11 protein-coding genes and 1 tRNA gene are annotated in these 16,492 nt (G+C 47.9%); 3 read left to right on the top strand and 9 right to left on the bottom strand.

Annotated elements, in window-relative coordinates; translation table 11 throughout:
* Window positions 1-145: 145 nt before the first annotated feature.
* Window positions 146-221, top strand: a tRNA-Val gene (locus AC0LWF_RS10720).
* Window positions 222-503: 282 nt separating this feature from the next.
* On the opposite strand, the gene AC0LWF_RS10725 is transcribed toward AC0LWF_RS10720, so the two are convergent.
* The 7 genes from AC0LWF_RS10725 to AC0LWF_RS10755 all read right to left on the bottom strand — a co-directional run bounded on the left by AC0LWF_RS10725 (window position 504) and on the right by AC0LWF_RS10755 (window position 10,684).
* Window positions 504-2,111: a glycoside hydrolase family 43 protein gene (locus tag AC0LWF_RS10725; RefSeq protein WP_474651527.1), complete on the bottom strand. Its 1,608-nt coding sequence runs from the start codon at window positions 2,109-2,111 to the stop codon at window positions 504-506.
* Complete coding sequence (locus AC0LWF_RS10730; RefSeq protein WP_474651528.1) at window positions 2,108-4,045, bottom strand: DUF8034 domain-containing protein; 1,938 nt, start codon at window positions 4,043-4,045, stop codon at window positions 2,108-2,110. Before AC0LWF_RS10730 ends, AC0LWF_RS10725 begins: the two co-directional genes overlap by 4 nt.
* Before the next feature lie 20 nt (window positions 4,046-4,065).
* On the bottom strand, window positions 4,066-4,965 hold the full coding sequence (locus AC0LWF_RS10735) for an aldo/keto reductase (RefSeq protein WP_474651529.1): 900 nt from the start codon (window positions 4,963-4,965) through the stop codon (window positions 4,066-4,068).
* Entirely contained in the window at window positions 4,962-6,899 is a 1,938-nt protein-coding gene (locus AC0LWF_RS10740; RefSeq protein WP_474651530.1) for a right-handed parallel beta-helix repeat-containing protein, read from the bottom strand. Before AC0LWF_RS10740 ends, AC0LWF_RS10735 begins: the two co-directional genes overlap by 4 nt.
* 85 nt (window positions 6,900-6,984) lie before the next feature.
* Complete coding sequence (locus AC0LWF_RS10745; protein ID WP_474651531.1) at window positions 6,985-8,775, bottom strand: extracellular solute-binding protein; 1,791 nt, start codon at window positions 8,773-8,775, stop codon at window positions 6,985-6,987.
* Between the two features lie 44 nt (window positions 8,776-8,819).
* The gene (locus tag AC0LWF_RS10750) at window positions 8,820-9,716 is read right to left on the bottom strand and encodes a carbohydrate ABC transporter permease (protein WP_474651532.1); all 897 of its coding nucleotides are present in this window, start codon (window positions 9,714-9,716) and stop codon (window positions 8,820-8,822) included.
* A gap of 17 nt (window positions 9,717-9,733) precedes the next feature.
* On the bottom strand, window positions 9,734-10,684 hold the full coding sequence (locus AC0LWF_RS10755) for an ABC transporter permease (RefSeq protein WP_474651534.1): 951 nt from the start codon (window positions 10,682-10,684) through the stop codon (window positions 9,734-9,736).
* A 152-nt stretch (window positions 10,685-10,836) separates the two neighbouring features.
* Here AC0LWF_RS10755 and AC0LWF_RS10760 point away from each other — a divergent pair, with 152 nt between their 5' ends.
* Together AC0LWF_RS10760 and AC0LWF_RS10765 are read left to right on the top strand one after the other, a co-directional pair.
* The gene (locus AC0LWF_RS10760) at window positions 10,837-12,393 is read left to right on the top strand and encodes a response regulator transcription factor (RefSeq protein WP_474651535.1); all 1,557 of its coding nucleotides are present in this window, start codon (window positions 10,837-10,839) and stop codon (window positions 12,391-12,393) included.
* Complete coding sequence (locus AC0LWF_RS10765) at window positions 12,390-14,198, top strand: sensor histidine kinase (protein WP_474651536.1); 1,809 nt, start codon at window positions 12,390-12,392, stop codon at window positions 14,196-14,198. Before AC0LWF_RS10760 ends, AC0LWF_RS10765 begins: the two co-directional genes overlap by 4 nt.
* A 99-nt stretch (window positions 14,199-14,297) precedes the next feature.
* Here AC0LWF_RS10765 and AC0LWF_RS10770 read toward each other — a convergent pair whose 3' ends face one another.
* Together AC0LWF_RS10770 and AC0LWF_RS10775 are read right to left on the bottom strand one after the other, a co-directional pair.
* A complete protein-coding gene (locus AC0LWF_RS10770; protein WP_474651537.1) occupies window positions 14,298-15,401 on the bottom strand; it encodes a Ger(x)C family spore germination protein in 1,104 nt (367 codons plus the stop codon).
* Window positions 15,401-16,486, bottom strand: coding sequence for a GerAB/ArcD/ProY family transporter (locus AC0LWF_RS10775; protein WP_474651538.1), 1,086 nt, complete (start codon window positions 16,484-16,486; stop codon window positions 15,401-15,403). The genes AC0LWF_RS10770 and AC0LWF_RS10775 overlap by 1 nt, the downstream gene beginning before the upstream one ends.
* Window positions 16,487-16,492 lie beyond the last annotated feature (6 nt).

Genomic DNA, 16,492 nt, shown 5'->3' on the forward strand with positions numbered 1-16,492 from the left:
AGACAACCCGCCTCCTCAAGGTTAACCTCTTGAATACACCTTATGCGGCTCGGTGTCGATTTAGACTAATTTTTTGTGAAAAGTGGTTGACATCTATTTTGCCGTTTGCTATATTATTACTTGTCACTAATGAAGTAGCTCATATGATCTGATAGCTCAGCTGGGAGAGCACTATCTTGACAGGGTAGGGGTCACAGGTTCGAACCCTGTTCAGATCACCATAATTCAAACCGCAGAACCCTTGATAGATAAGGGTTCTTTTTGTTTATATAAGGAGAACTGAACTGTAATACAGCAAGGTTGATGTAAAGACTGATTTAAACGAACCTAGCTCTTGCCGAGACAGGCGATCTAGAAATACATTTTAAATAAAGGACTATGTCCACTCGAGATGATGAAACCATCTTTCGAGTGGATATGGTCCTTTTGAATGTATCAAGAGATTCAGATTCATTGTTTTTCCGTAACGCCCCGTCACCTGCAGCCCTTAGAAGTCATCCTTATTACCCGAGCGGTTCCATCGTGAAGGAACTGAATTGAGCATAACCCTCTAACTCTCCGAATACGCCTTTGGCATAGAGGCCAATTCGCGGCGCAGTGAAGCACAAGAAGCGATTGCTTCGTTCCGGGTAAAGAGATTCTGCTGATAATGCGATACCGGTTTCTTCGAAGACTAGGCCGTCTATGGAATAGAAAAGCGTAATAAGCTGAGTCCTCGGTTCTAAACGGATTTTAAGCCAAATCCGCTCGCCATGCTGTATAGGCAGGCGCCATGTGCCTAGCGTTGTCTTTAGCACGTTCACATATTGTCCGACCTCTAAGTAGAGACCTTCGTGCTCTTGATTCTCGTGCAAACGCTTGACGTCGAACGGCTGGGCCGCCGTTTGGCCGAGCCCATTGCGAACATTGAAGAACAGGAATGCATCTGTGTCCCGATACATCGTCATCCCGGCTTCCTCGCCCCTGCTCTCTGGATGGAAAGCTACCGTGGCGGTCGCTTCAAATCCAAAACTCTGCCAGCGCCTCGTTAATAGGAGCGTCGATTGCAGGGAATATGGAATAAACGGTTTACAAGCTATCCGAAGCCCTTCGGACGACAACGAATACCCCTCTTCAACAGGATGTCTAACCCATTCCCAATCGGGAGAAAGCTCGTTCCCTGTAAACGAATCATGGATCTCGCAAGCCGATGCATGTTCCTGTCCCTGTCCGGCAAGCGGCAGCACCATTGACGCGCAGGGTTCGCCCGCGTCTCCGACCGTGAACCATTCATCATCCGTCCATTGAACCGGCTGAAGGAACGTTTCCCTGCCAAGCGGGCAATAACCTCCCGGCGTTAATGGTCGTCCTCCGAGGTGGAACATCCACCAGTTGCCTTCCTCATCTTGAACGAGCTTACCATGGCCCGCCCGCTGTATAAGTTTCTCTGGATCACGTTGCGTAAGGACAGGATTATGCGGGCAAGACTCATAAGGCCCCCATATCGAACGGCTCCTCGAAAGAGTTTCCATATGATCGAAGAAGGTGCCACCCTCGGCAAGCATGAGGTAGTACCATCCGTTTCGTTTCAAGATATGCGGCGCTTCCGGGGCTGCGCCTCCCGTTCCCGGCCAAACCTGCTTCGCTTCACCGACGAAGCATGAACCATCATGCTTCATTTCATGCACCCATCCGCCGCCGAATACCAAATAGCGCTTCCCATCGTCATCGTTGAAGATCGACGGATCTATAAAGTGATGATTAAGAATGATCGCCTCGCTGTAAGGCCCCTCCGGCCGGTCAGCCGTGAACAGCAGCGTCGTGCAACGCGGCTGACCGTGATAATAAGGAACGACTACCCGGAACTTGCCGTCATAATAGGAGATATCAGGCGCGAATACGCCGAAGGAATCCGGCATCCCGGTTAGATCGAGCTGGCTCTTCCGCGTAATGACATGACCGATCGGCTTCCAATTCGCCAAGTCGCGGGAATGGAATACTTGAACACCAGGGAAATACTGAAACGTCGAGGTCACCATATAATAGTCGGAGCCTACTCTGACAACCGAAGGATCGGGATTATCTCCGGGTAGAACCGGATTGAAAACTCGGTGAGCCGCATCGGTGATCATGACCTGCTCCTTCCTCGGATCGGCTGCTCTTGACTTGGATTTGAAATTGGATTTGCATGCGGCCAAGGCAAGTCATACGAAGGGGTATTCACGTAGCGCTCCATCGATAGGCGCAGCGTGATACCAGTTCCAGCTGGCATGGAAACGTGCAGCCATTTCCCATTTACTTCTATTGTTTCTTGAACATTGCCGAGTAGGTCGGTTACTTCGCCAAGACCAAAGCTATGCTCGCCGAAAACGCCTGCTTGGACGATTAATTCTTGGGTCTCGAACAGGCTCGTGTTGACCAAATGCAGCGTCATGGAATCCTCCCCTAGCTTATCTACTAGGGCTGAAATTCCTGCAGGCAGTCCTGGACGTTTAGCCAGCGCGTCAAAATATCGCACGCGGCCATGCTGAAGCCCGCCATGCGAAATATGCATCGGTCCGCCAAGGGTCAGTTGAACAAGCCCTTCGAAGTAGAGCGGACACATCTCCTGCCAAATGTGAATGGCAGAGTAAATCCCATCGCTAAAATGCTCCGTCCAATTGTACGGATCTCCTTCAGGAGCGCGCATCTTGGCAAGCTGATTTCCAACCATTTCATAGTTCGCGCTTAGAATTCTCTCCGGGTAATCAGGGTTGAGCCCTCGAATGTACTGATACCACGGCTGCGTATTGCCAATATAATGCTTCGTTTCGCGGCCTGTTCTTGGATCTCTTCCTGAGAATGCCGGGACAATCACTTCGTTCCAGTCATGGTCCTTCGCAATTCGCTCAACACGGACCAGATCTTCATCCGCCATCGACATGGTCCAGAGATAAATCGGATATTTGGGAAGCGCTTCGCGGAAGTCCGTCCAACCGGAGTCAACATGTTTATAAGGAACAAGCCATTTGCCATCTTGCTCCCGTCCTAGCTTCCAATTGGCGTCCAGTTGCTCCCTTGCTAGCCGCAGCCCGTTCATATCCCCTGTTAACAAGACGGTATTCATGCAAGCGTTCGTCAGCGGTTCGATAATCGTCATAAACCCGTGCGGCCAGCGCCAGCCGTAATAGCCGCCCCACCACTTGCCATCATTATACTCTCCGATTTGCCCTGTCAGGCCGATGTTGTCGGGAATGATACCACCGTTTAAACGAGTCCGTTCCTGCCACGCCTCCACATAATCGATCACCCAGTGTTTCAGCTTCTGATCCCCTGTGTGAAGAAACGCATGCGTGATCAAGCCCGTTGCGTTCAAGTTAAGCGGAACATCGCCGCGGTTCATTCGTTCGTTCATCATTCGAATGATTTGCTTATAAATGCCGTCGTTCGACCAGGCGCATTTCATGCTTTCGAAATCCACGCCAGGAATATCTTCATATGGAGCTAAATAATCGTCGAGGATGCCACGGTGCGTGCTCCAATCCTCTTCATCGACTTCAAAACGCGGTCCTCGGCTTCCATTTAACGGTGAACGGATTAACTTCAAATCGGAATCATAATTGAGTGCTTCCGGGTCTTCCCCTGTGTACATCCGCGCAAAATTAACAGCGCGTTGGCGGTCCTTCAGTGTCGCGGGGCCCGCCAAGCCTAGGAAGTAGAGATATAAATAGCCTTCTCCGTGGTGCATCCAGTCATAGTAAGCATCAAATTCCCGGTGAAGTTGACCATACTCTGTCCACTGCCAGGTGATACCGTCCCAAATTTTACGCGACACTTCATAGAGCTCGCTGCTTCCGCCAAGGACATAGAGCAGTGCCAGGTTCATGAAGCCCTCATAAGGATCATCCGATCCATCCATACCCGGCCAATGATCAAACCAAATGAGCGTCCCGTCCGGATGCGTGTAACGTTCGACGAACTCTTTCGCAGACTTGTTTAAGGTTTCGAATAGCAGCTGCTCCTGAAGCGCCCATTGCGGAGGGACAATTCGTGACGACGCGCCTACTTTAGGCATGGTTGATGTCATTTCATTCACTCCTCTAACAACTAGTCAAACAATGGCTGGCCTTGAAACAGATCGTAGACACGCTGAAGTTTATCATTATCCAAGCCTTTCCCATCGCAGTAGGACAGATTGGTTCGAAGAGACTTCCGCGAAGACGTTCCCGTTAATGTCACATGTATAGCGGGATGACTTAAGCTAAAACGCATGGCCGGTTCAATAAGGCCCTTCGGCTCTGTCTTACGCAAGAATTGGAGCTGGTCGATACGGCTTAGAGCTTTGCGCGAGATTTCCTCTTCCAGAAAATGAGCAGGCGCATCCGCCAGCATGCCCAACCCCAGAACGCTGCCATTGATGACGCCGATACCGGTTTCCTGCGCAAAAGGCATCACATCATCCTTAGCCGTATGGTCGATTAGCATATAGCGGGTATAGAATTGAATGGCATCGAAGCTGCCTGTCCTCATATAATCCATCAGTAGAGGCAGGACGCGAGTCGTCACGCCGGTAAAACGAATTTTCCCATCCCGCTTCAGCTTCTCGAGTGCAGGAACCGTTTCGTTCATTATGAGATCCACCGGTTGCGTTTCCACATCGTGCAGCTGCAGGATATCGATGCAATCGGTTTGCAGCCGCTGTAAGCTGTCTTCAACAGAACGGATCGTGCTGTCGTAATCGTAGCGAAGATCCGAACGGACCGCTTTCGATGCGAGAATGACCTTATCTCTACGTCCAGCAAGCGCTTTGCCGATCCGGCGCTCGGATTCACCCATGCCATACTTCGGCGCGGTATCGATGAAATTGATCCCGGAATCGATTGCCTCGTGAACGAGGCTTTGTACCTCCGCTTCATCCGTCCTGCCAAAGTCTCCTGCAAGCGGTGCGCCGCCTAAGCCAAGCTTGGAGACGCGAAGACCGGTTTGTCCGAATGTTGTATAAATCATAGCGTTACCTCTTTCGCTGCTTGATGTAAACGAGGGAGAGCGCGAATGCCGTTCGCTTCTATCAAAACGCTGACAGGCGTTGTTTGCATAGGCTCCCACGGGAAATCGCTCTTCAGACCGATCAGACTCTGATCGATCGGAGTAAAGCCGAGCGCCAAAGCCGGCGAGTCCGGATGAAGTCTGAAGTCACCGTTCTCGGCATCCACGAAGAGCGGATCCTTGCCTTGTACGGTATGGACATCGTATCCATAAGCCGCTTTCCAGTTCTCGTAGGAGAGATAGACGGTATTCTTGTCGCCCATAAGTACATCCGTTGACCCGAACGGCTCGTAAATGAAATTATGATCGAGGCTCGCAATCCGCTCCGGCAGCTCGCCTTCATAGACGGATGTGTAAACGGGATTCCCCGCAAAACCTTCACGGAGATGTTCAAAGCCATAAATCGCGGTCGTATTATTGTTGAATAGAATGTTGCAGCCAAGCTTTAACCCATAGGAAACCTCGGCAAATTCCTGCATCCAGATTGCCCATGTCAGTCCGTTGTTTGCAATAATGTTATTAAAGACGCGATTCTCAATGCCTTTCTCCATAATGCCGAAAGCATGTCCCCCGTGTATCCCATATACGATGTTGTTTGTAACCGTCATGTAATCCGAGCAGTCATCCAAGTAGATACCGCCGAACCAATTACGCCAATGGTTCAGGTTGATGAAGTCGTGTACGCAGTTATGGTCATATACGTTCCCAGTACCCGTTCCCCAGGATTCAATGCCTGCTCCGTCCTCGGAGTTCATCATCACGTTAGATACGTCATTAAACATAATCCGGTTATTTCGGGTATAAAGGAAATCATAGCGGTTGTCTCTCGTCACAGGAATTCCATAGATATACCCGTGATTTTCGAGCACGCCGTAACGATCCCCTTTCATGGAAATGCCATATCTCGGCGCTTTCATAATGCGGTTATGAGAGATCTCGTTGTCACCGCTCTGATGAAGCTGTATACCTGAGCCTCGCGTCAGCTCGAATTTGCCGCTGTCATAGATGAAATTGTTGGATACAAGATTAAACTTGTTGACATAAGCATCTTCAGCTGACTTAAACGGCCCTTGGTCGAAGGACCAGCCCGTTAGAAAAACGCCATTTAAGCCGGATCCTTCAATCCAATTCCCATAAATTTCGTTATGCTGCGCATGCTTGTTGAGCCATACTCCACATACGCCGGCATTCAAGAGTCTGCAATTCTTAACCGTAATGAATTCCGCATTTTCCATATAAATAAGACCGTGCTTTGTCTCTTCGCGCTCTGCGTTGCCGTTGACAAAATCAATGGAGTCCACATAATCAAAATGTTTAACGGTATCCGTTAATTGAAGCTGCAGCCCTATAATTTGAATGTTCCTTACCGGAGCAGAAGATGAACTTCCAATCAGCCGGAACATATCTTTCATGATCGGTGCGGCAATGATTACACTAGAGATGTCCGAGCTCCGCGGCCAATAGACCAGTTCTCCTGCTTGTTCGTTCAAATACCATTGGCCAGGACCTGTAAGCGCCGCGCTCGCATAACGAATCCCCCATTCGTCGTGCTCGATTAAGGATTGAAATGACCAATTACGATCAACCTTCGCTTTATAAACGCCAAATTTGATGTGTTCCCAATTTGTAATTCGATGTCCTCCGTAGAGAATCGGCGTTTCGCCAGGGTAATTGCGGTATTGAACGTTAAATCCGTTTGAACCGCTATCCCGGTCGTCAAGCACGAACTCCCTATCCAGATAATAGAGACCCCCGCGCATATAAACGAAGGTATCCTCCTTCATTAGGCCATTAATCGAGCGAACGCAGTCGCGCGCCTTTTCAAGTGTCGCGAAGGGCTCTTGTTCTGTACCCGGATTACCATCACTACCATGAACAGCTACGTAATAATTCAAGTTCAACGCCTCCTGCAATCCGTTCTTAAACAGAAAGCGGCCATACTTGGAGCCCGTAGCTTCCAAATATAGCCGCTCGCAACTGTTATTGAACGTGATATTCCGTATATTGGGATGCTTTTGCAGTTGCGGCAGCCAGCTCGGTTTGAGCCCATTGGAAGTTTTTATCCGCACCTAATTTCGTTGCCTTATCGATAAGCTCGTCTTTAAGCACGTTGAATTGCGCGTCATTCTTCGCGTAGACCATCTTCCAGGACATCGATTTGAGAATTTCGCCCAGCTTCTGCTGAATAACCTTGATATCATCAGAAGGAGCTCCGGCAAGCGAAACTACGCCATCGTCTTGAACAACCGTCAGATTCTTCTTGGCATAGTCATACACATTCAGCGCGCTGTTCGTCGTGGCCCACTCTTGCTCGGCCGCCGTCAAGTTCTTCTTCACGAACTGCGACCAGCCTTCATGCGTAATCGATTCGTTCGTTCTAGGATCAATGTTCCATTTGTTTAGCATCAAGAAGCTTTCATAGCCGGCTGTGGAAGGATCGTTCTTTGCCACTTTTTCCAAGTATTCAGGCGAATACTCGTCTTTGCCGTTGTTGAGCGTCCATGCCTTGCCTTCGACGCCGTTCATCAGCTCTGTCGAGCCCTGCACGGTTGCGGAGTAGTTCAGCAGTTTAATGATACGGTCCGCATTTTTGGAATTTTTGCCGATGCCGAATACATACCCGCCGCCGACCGGCGATTCTGCTTGTATGAGCATTTTTGCTTCGTCTTTCGGGAACAGCGGGATCATTCCTGCCATCGGATTGGCTTTAACGAGATCGTTGCCGTTAAAGATTTGCGATTGCCAACCCCACATTGTCGTCAGCACGCGGCCTTCTTTCGTTTTGCTTTCTGCATTCGGCCATTTTTGAGAGATCGAATCCGGGTCCAGGAGGCCCATCTGGTTGGCCTTGTAATAGAACTGAACGCCTTTCATGTAATCGCTCGTTGGATCAAATACGCTCTTCAGCTGTTTTGTAGTTGGATCATACTCGGTAAACTGCAGCGTTCCTGCATTTGCGTTAACGCCCATATACCCCGGGAGCGTAAAGTCTACCAGACTCATGCTGATCGAATCCCAGTCGCTCCAGAGCTGCAGCGGATAAACCTTCTGTCCTTTGTCATTCTTCGGATATTCCGCTTGCATCGTTTTCAACGTATTCAGAAGATCGTCATACGTATTCATTGCAGGAGATCCGGCTTTTTTGTAGAGATCATATCGGGAATAGAGTGCCATATGAAGGAGGTTCGTCGGCTGGCTGACGCCGATTTGCGAAGCCAAGCCGTACAGCTTGCCTGTTCCGTCGCTGTAGTTATCTCTCATGTATTGAAGCATCGAAGGCAGATTATTTGTGATGTCAGGGCCGTACTGTGCGACCAGATCATCCAAAGACATCAGAACGCCTGCCTTGACAGCGCTTTCGAATTGTTTCTTATCCTTGAACTCGATGAGGTCCGGCATATCGCCGCTTGCCATTATTGCGGAAAGTCTTTCATCGAATTTATCGCCGGCGAAGATGTGATCGATTTTGAGACCAAACTTTTTCTCGAAGATCTCCGTTGCAATCTCGTCGCTTTGAACACCGGACAGATTGCTCGGACCAATTAACGCCGAGATCTTGACCGGCTCAAGCGGCGCACTCTCATCAGTCGCAGCCGTCGTATCGTTCGATGTCGTCGCATTCTTCGACGTGTCGTTCGAGGACGCCTCAATCTTCGTATTTCCAGTAACATCACCGTTGTTCCCCGTGTTCTCGCTTCCGCAGCCAACCAAACTGACCGATAGCATGGATACGATTGTTGCTGCCGCTAATACTGAAACCCTCTTCTTCATTCCCTTGTGCCTCCCCATTTGTATCTCGCATCTATATTGTAGTTCTACCCTTTCACTGCACCTAGCATAATCCCTTTGGTGAAATAACGTTGCATAATAGGATAAATGCAGACAATCGGGAGAATAACAACCATGGCAATCGTCATGCTGACCGCGGTTGGCGTGAGCGTGAAATTCGAGGCTGATAAGCCCGCTCCACCGTTAACCATAATCTTGCTGGCTAATGCATCCGCTTCCGACATGAATTTGTACAAGATAAATTGCAGCGTGTTCAGCCGTGAATCTGTGATGAGAAATAAATTATCACGCAGGTTGTTCCATTGATTGACCGATTCGAATACGGCAACCGTAGCAAGAATCGGTTTGGATAGCGGCACTAATATGCTCCAGAATATCCGGAATATACCGGCTCCATCGATTTGCGCGGATTCCTCTAGAGCGCTCGGAATACTCTCCAAATACGTCTTGATCAAAATGATATAGAATGGAGCAACGATGTAGGGAATGATATACACCGCGAATGTATTCATCAAATGCAGGTTCTTCATGTTGATAAACCATGGAATCAAGCCTGCATTGAAGTACATCGTAACGAGCACGAACCGGTACAGGAATTTCCTCATCAACATGTTGGGCTTCGTGAACAAGAACGCCAGGAATGACGAGCCTGCCAGCGTACAAACGGTACCGACAACCGTTTTCAGAATCGTAACCCACAGTGCCATGCCGATTCCGTCTAGCTTGAGAACTTGAACATAGTTTTCAACGTTAAACCCTTTCGGAAATACGACCAGCGCCCCGGAGGCTACCCACTTGTTGTCGCTCACCGTGAGCACGAAGATGTAGTACAAGGGAAAAATACATAGCAGCGCGAACAGGATAAACGCCGTACTGTTGATGAAGCTGAAGCTGACGCTCCCTAATGTCGCCTTTTGTTTCATAATGGGCAATCCCCTCTTTAAATGATTCCTTCTCCGCGAACCTTCTTCGAGGCATAGTTCACCGAGAACAAGAGCGCAATGCTGACAACCGATTTCAGTATGCCGACCGCCGTAGCAAACGAATAATTATAGCCCGACATGCCGTTTCTTATGCCGACATTGTAAACATAGAGATCTAGCACCTCGATGGAATCGGTGTTCAGTGCATTCTGGAAGACCAAATACTGATCGAGACCGTTATTCAAGAAGTTGGCTACGCTAAGCATCATCAGTACGAAGAAGGTTGGCATCAAATGCGGTACCGTGATGGACCACATGATCCGGAACCGCCCGGCGCCGTCGATTCTGGCAGCTTCATACAGCTCATTGTCAATCGACGTTACGGCAGCAATGTAAATAATGGCTGTCCATCCGATCGTTTTCCAAGCCAAGTACGCCGTTTGCGTCAGCCAAACGTGGTTCGAGCTGACCAAGAAGCTGATCGGATCATCAATGATATGGAGCTGGATCAGCAGCTTGTTGATAAAGCCGTCGGATTCCGAGAACATTGAGAATGCAAACGCATACACTAACGGCCAGCTCAGAAAGTTCGGAAGCGTTGTCAACGTTTGCACCGCTTTCTTCAGCGGCTCAAACTTCATCTCCACGAGGAATAGCGCGAAGATTAGCGGCAAAACTTGAACGAGCAAGCTTAAGAAACTAATGCCTAGCGTATTCGCCATAATCCGCTTCACTTCATCGACCGTGATCGGATCGCTGAGAATCATTTTGAAGAAGAAGAAGCCTTTGAACTCCGAGTCGAACAACTTATGGCCGAGCTTGTAATCGAAGAACGCATACAGCCATCCGTATAGAGGCAAGTAGTTGAACACGAATACCAGTGCAATGAAAGGCATGGCCATGTAAAACAGTTTCTTGCCTTCCTTCGCGGAAACGGTTACAGTTTTACTGCTTGCTGTGCTGCTCATGGTTGAGTGTCACCTCCCTTGACTCTAATGGTAACGGACGAGCAGGAAGGCTCTCAATTGTCAAAACTCTCAATCGTACTGTCAAAACTCTAGAGCCTTTTCACGCCATTATCTTTGTGCTATCTTAGATGCTAACTGGAGGGACCTGTCACATGTACAACGTACTGATCGTAGATGATGAACCGATCGTAGTCGAAGCATTGAGGAAATCAACCGTTTGGGATGACTTTGGCCTTGAAGTAATTGGGGACGCTTACAACGGAGTTGAAGCTCTTGAGCTGATGGAAAAACACCATGTCCATCTTCTGATTACGGATGTTCGTATGCCGCAAATGGACGGAATCGAACTTATTCGGAACATCCATCAGCGTGGATGGGATGTCAAGATTATTATCCTGAGCGGTCATGACGATTTCTTATATGTGAAGCAGGCCGTCAAGCTTGGCGTCGATAATTACATGCTGAAACCTCTGGACAAGAACGAATTCCTTGCAAGCATCTCAACGATCGTAGAGAAGCTGCAGGATACAACGAACCGTCAAATCGGACTTGCCGAACAGTTGAACGCGTTTCGCGAGAACATTCTGCTTCGATGGGTTACCGGGTCAATCACGCGGGCCGAATTACAAGAGAAGACGCAAATCGCGCAATTCGAGCTAAATTTCGATTGTTATCGCATTGCGTTAATTAAAGTACTGAACGGCGAAGATAACGCACGGAAGCATAGGTTTGCCTTATCGATCCGCGAATTGATGGCTCGGCAATTTAACGACGATACGTTGCGTTTGTCTTTCTGCGACACGTCTTATGACGTGGTTGCCGTATTCACTGAAGCGCGTGAAACAAGCGCTGGCTCCTCTCTGCTAGAACAGCTGAATCAATTTCTTTCCGAGATTAAAGCTCGAACCGACTTCCAAGTTCTAATCACGATTGGGCAACTGACAACCGACCTGCTTGGCGCTGATCTCAGCTATCGGACTGCCAAAGAGCTGCAGGGATATAGCTTTCTGTTGCCTCCAAACAGTCTGATCGATTCCGAGGCTGATACGAAGAACCACTCCGGACAAGAACAGTTACCCAGCCTTCCATACGAAACCATCAACAACTTGATCTTGGCTGGAAAGAAAGAAGAATGTCTGGAGTTGACGCGTGCTGCGTTAGAAGCTCTTCAAGATTCATCGCATCTCCCGCTTTCATTACTCAAGAACTCGCTGCTTGAGCTGCTGTTTCAAATCGCCAACACGGTGAAAAAGTCCGTTATTCATCCGCAGCATGTCCCGGATCAGTTCAGACATCTCTACCTTCGGTTCGAATCCTCGACCCGTTTCGATGATTTATCTAAGCTTGTTTATGACACCGTTGCGCTCGCTTCGGATCTCTTCGGGGACAAGGGCGGTACTGCCAATGCGACAATTAAACCGATCTTGGACTATGTCATGCAGCATTCAAATCAAGATTTATCGCTTAAGACGTTGTCTTACAAATTCAATATCAATGCTTCTTACTTGGGTCAGCTCTTCCGGAAGGAAACCGGAATCTTGTTCAGCAGCTACCTGAATGCGCTGCGAATCGAGAAGGCAAAAGTACTGCTATTGCAAACGGAAATGAAAGTGACGGACATCGCAGCCAAGGTTGGCTACTTGGAACCGAGCCACTTTTATAAAATTTTCAAAAAGGCGACCGGTGTTTCACCGGCAGAATTCAAATGAAAAAGCGGATACGCATCAAGCTGTTCACCCGAATCCTGCTGCTCTATATTCTGGTTCTATCCATCGCCCTCTATATTTTTACAGGGTATGTGTCCAGAACCTCCTATGGGTTGCTGAAAGAAGGACAAATCGGGATCCATCAGCAAATTATCGCAGCTATGCAGAATACGATGAACATCCGTACGAAGACGATGAAAGACATCTTGCTCAAGATATACGATGACGAGCAGCTCTTTGCTTACATCATGAGCATGATGGACGTTACGGACCAGTCAGGCTCTGCGTCCTTAGACTCCTATGAGAAAAAGAACATGGCTTACAAGCTCGAAGACCTGTTAAGCCTTGACCATAACATAAACAACCTCACCTTCTATAACAGCCATACGCAGAAAGCCTATTTGTACATGTATGATTTGGACTATACGTTCTTTGACAATACCGGAGACATCCTGCAGAACATTCCTCATTTAAGGGATTCGTCGCAGGAGAGCTTTATTATTCCTGCCCATCCGGGAAACTATATGGCTACACAAGCTTCCAAAAATTATTTTGGGATCGCCAGCAACTTCTACTATCCGAGCTCCAGCCTCTATCTTGGCCGTTTCATTGTGGAATTCGGGATGGACGATCTGCAAAATACCATCGATCAGTTTGGCAAAGACATGAAAGGCTATTTGCTTGTGTTAACGAAGGAAGGCGATGTTGTCTTCGATTCGTCATCGGCCTATTATGGGCGCAGGTATCCCTACTTCGAGCAGCTCCGTCAATCGTCGGATTCCGTCATGCTGGCCGAGGACAGTATTGTCAGAGTTGCCAACTCCGATCAGGATCCGTTCATCTATGCGGCCGTTTTGCCCAAGTCAGCATTGAAAAAGCAGCTGAATATATTTAACAACTCGACTTATATCGCAGCCATTATCCTGCTGCTCTTCATCTTCTCGGTTTATTTTTTTGTGACAAGCATTATATCCAAGCGGGTAAACCGGATCGTCAAAGCGATGAGCAAGACGGTTGAAAGCAACTTGGTTTACCGGATCCCTTTGAACAATAAGGATAATGAATTTGAACAAATCGCCATTCATTTCAACCAAATGTGTGACAGCCTGCAAGACCATATTAACAAGTCTTACGTTTACGAGCTGCAGCAAAAAATAGCGGAGATGAAGATTCTGGAGAATCAGATCAATCCGCATTTCTTGTACAACTCGTTAGAAGCGATTCGGGCAAGACTGGAGATAGACGGGAATGACGAGGGCGGAGAAATGATTCATTCGCTCGCTTCTCTCTTCCGCGCTTCGCTCAAAGCAGATTCGGTCGTCACGTTGGCTGAAGAGATCGACTTATGCAACATGTATCTCAAAATATTCAATGCCAGATATCAGAACTTCTTTAACTACAAGATCGAAGCCGAACCGTCGATCTTGGGATTTGGGATCATTAAGTTGATTCTCCAGCCACTCATCGAGAACTATCTTATACACGGCTTCGACCGTAAGCGACAGAACAATCTGCTTACCATTCAAGGCTATAGGGATGAGAAGGATCTGCGTATCACGATAGCTGATAACGGAAGCGGAATTGGACCGGAGAAGTTGAGCGAAATTAGGCAGAAATTAACTCTCCCTGCCTCATCCGCAGAAAGAAGAAGCATAGGGTTGTACAACGTTAACGATCGGATTAAGCTTTTATTCGGACCAGCCTACGGTTTGGAGATTGAGAGCTCCGAGCTCAAAGGGACGACGATTATCGTCCGAATCCCTTGCAAGCAGCCGGAGGACATCAAAGCAGCCCAGCTAGAGTTTTAAGAACGTATAATTGGGTAAGGCAACGCCAAGAAGGCTACCTCTTATCAACGATAAGGAGTGGCCTTTTTTGGTTCTATATATTTGCGCGAATATGCTTGGTCATTCTATTTTACCGGAATTAATGATCAGCACGGTAAAGGAACAAGTTACCTTGAGCGTCGGGTATACTTCACGCCAATCCATGCTCTTCCAAGCCCTGTAGCTCATATGGTTGCGAACCGCTATTCCGATTCCCAAGCTGTCGACATTATTCTTTTGCATATAGCGAATCATTTTCTGACCTTTCCCTTGAAGCTGAGCCTCAATTTGATGCTCGATCATCTTTCTTTCTTCCGGTTTGCTAAGTGAGAGCTTGCCGCTATATTCAAGAACCGACCCTTTCAAACGAATATGGATATTTACAGAAGGCAGCCCTTCGGCATGGCGATGAACCGTAATTTTGCGGTGGCAGTGCACGGAGCTCATCATGACGTTTTCCTCCGCTTTCTTCGCATCCCCCAGATGAATGCTTAATTCCCCTTGCTTAAATGAACGGCCGAGGAACGCAAATATCAAACCATCCTTTGCCGGTATCTCAACTACATAACGGTCATCCCGGAACAAGCCGATGCCGTCTATGACAATGTGCTCGCCCGTGTCCCTTAGGACAGGCATTACGGGATCGATCCCATCATCATAGTAATCTCGTATATATGAGTATAAAGTGGTTTTCGGAATGTTTCGGTTTGCAGCTTCCTTCTCAAGGAGTCCTTCTAAATATCTCCCTGTAATTGGATGCTGAGGATAGTTTTTCTCAAGCAGTGCCTTCGCATTACCTTTTACAACCGATAATTTCGTATGGGGTGAAATGGATGGATCGCGTATAAAGGTGTCGAGGTGCACCCTGAGTCCATCCTTCGCAAGCGAGATCCCAAATAACGAGTTGCGCAGCTGCCCGCTCACAAGCATCAAGCTGGTCTGCTGCGAAAGCTTCATTCTTGCCTCTTTACCTGTGACCGCAGTTGCGCTTAGTACCTCGCGCTGCGCCTTGGATAAAGGATCCGCCTTCGGCACGCTGATTGCAATTTCAAGCATGCCGCCATCCTTCTTGTCATAACTGTTCGTTTGCGTATAGCCGAGCTTCTCCAAAATCCGTTGATCTTCGCAGCTTGTTGCGAGTACTGCTATCAACAATACGGCAATTATCCTGTACAACCTCATCATCAAGTCACCGCCTCTTTCTTCCTCGTCACGCTTAGGACGATGATTAGCAGCAGCGGCAGACCGAATGCGATTCCAATTTCAACAAAACAAAGCCTCGTTATCCAAGTTTGAACATCGTTTATCGTTTCAGGCAAGAAGGCAACCGCATACGTCAAGAAGACCAGTATCAAAGCAGCTATATTATCCTTCAAACGCGGAAGCATGCTTCGGCAGACTTCCTTCGCAGACCATAGATACATGACGACGGTATTAAGTGTGGTGAGTAGAAAGAGACCATACAGTAAATTTTCCACACGCTCTACAAACGGCAGTTTGATATAAGCCATAATGTCCAAGCCGGGGTATAACATGATTTTGAGCTGATTCAGGCTGAAGAAGCCAAACGCGATAAAGCAAATACATGTATAAATCAGCGTCGTAATCAGACTGCCAAGCAATGTCGATCGAATCAACTTTGTTCTTGAATCGGAATAAGGAAAGAGAAGCAAACAAAGTTCGTAACCGAGATAGGCAGGATAGATTTTGACATATTCGATCCATGAGCCATCTCCGCCTTTGAACAAGAACGGAGTCAGCCTTGACCAGCTGAAATCATTAAAGAAAAAGAAGAGCAGCAGCATCATCCACATGGTCAGCCAGAAGAAGATCGTAGTCGCCTTCGAAATATTGTAAATGCCTTTTATTAAGAGCCAGAAAACCAAAACATCGAAAGCAAGTTTAAAGAACATCGGATTCGTTGTCGGAAATGCAAGCATTTGGAAGATTAGCACATACTCCTTCGCAACTAAGCACCCTAACAATGACCACACGCCTATGAGAAAGAGATAGAGAGGATATAGAATGATCTTGGGAAACGCTTGGCTCAAAATCGTTAAGATTGACCGTCCCTTGCCCATTTTATATACCGCACCAATCAGCAGTACATTGACAATCACGATAATTCCGTATCCAAGATTGGCCAGCCAACCGTTCGTGCCATATGCCTTACTTAACAGCTGTGCCAAAGCAAAGAGCACAACGCCAAGCTGCGTCATATTGATTAGTATTGTTATGTGGAAAGGGGAAAGCTTCTCTTGCGTATTCACGACTGC

Source organism: Paenibacillus sp. sgz302114, from assembly GCF_056120345.1.